At 65.2% G+C, this 1,264-nt stretch carries 1 protein-coding gene; it reads right to left on the bottom strand.

Translation table 11 applies throughout. From position 1 onward, the window contains the following. Positions 1-1,264: homocysteine S-methyltransferase family protein (locus tag ACWDO5_RS35305; RefSeq protein ID WP_450534618.1), on the bottom strand; the 1,264-nt coding region annotated here is incomplete at both ends.

Raw genomic sequence — 1,264 nt, forward strand, 5'->3', positions numbered from 1 at the left:
GAAGGACGTCGACTTCCGTCGAGTCCAGCACAATCGGCAGAGTCGACGCGGTAGCGAACCGGCCCGCCAGCTCCTCCATATCGGCCACGCCGTCCCGGCCGACATAATCCACGCACAGATCGAGCATGTGCGCACCCTCACGGATCTGATCCCGCGCCATCTCCACACAATCGTCCCAGCGGCCCTCCAGCATCGCCTCACGGAACTTCCTCGACCCGTTCGCGTTCGTACGCTCACCGATCGCCATGAACGAGGTGTCCTGGCGGAACGGCACCGTCTGGTACAGCGACGCCGCACCCGCCTCCGGACGCGGCTCACGCGGGGCCGGAGCCAGACCACGCACCCGCTCCACGACCCGCCGCAGATGCTCCGGCGTCGTACCACAACAGCCACCCACCAGCGACAGCCCGTACTCGCGAACGAACGTCTCCTGCGCGTCCGCAAGCTCGCCCGCCGAGAGCGGATAATGCGCGCCGTTCTTTCCCAGGACCGGCAGCCCCGCGTTCGGCATGCAGGACAGCGGAATACGGGAGTGCCGGGCCAGATAACGCAGGTGCTCGCTCATCTCGGCCGGGCCAGTGGCGCAGTTCAGACCGATCATGTCGATACCCAGCGGCTCCAGCGCAGTCAAAGCAGCGCCGATCTCCGAGCCAAGCAGCATCGTCCCGGTCGTCTCCACCGTCACCGAGCAGATCACAGGAAGATTGATACCGGTCGCGTCCAGGGCCCGACGGGCACCCAGGACCGCAGCCTTGGTCTGCAGCAGATCCTGAGTCGTCTCGACCAGCAGCGCGTCCGCGCCACCCGCGATCATGCCCTCCGCGTTCCGCTGAAACGCGTCCCGCAACTTCACATACGGCGCATGGCCCAAAGTGGGGAGCTTGGTACCCGGCCCCATCGAACCCAGCACCCACCGCTGCTGCCCCGTCGACACCGTGAACTCGTCCGCCACCTCACGCGCGATCCGCGCCCCGGACTCGGACAGCTCAAAAACCCGCTCGGGAATGTCGTACTCCCCCAGCGCCGCGAAGTTCGCACCGAACGTATTCGTCTCAACACAGTCGACACCGACCTCGAAATAGGCCTCATGAACCGACCGCACAATGTCCGGACGCGTCACATTCAAGATCTCGTTACAACCCTCGAGATTCTCAAAGTCCTCAAGCGTCGGATCCTGCGCCTGAAGCATCGTGCCCATCGCCCCGTCAGCCACCACCACACGGGTAGCAAAGGCCTCACGCAAGGCTTCGATTCGGGTCCGGCT

Source organism: Streptomyces sp. NPDC000880 (genome assembly GCF_053599675.1).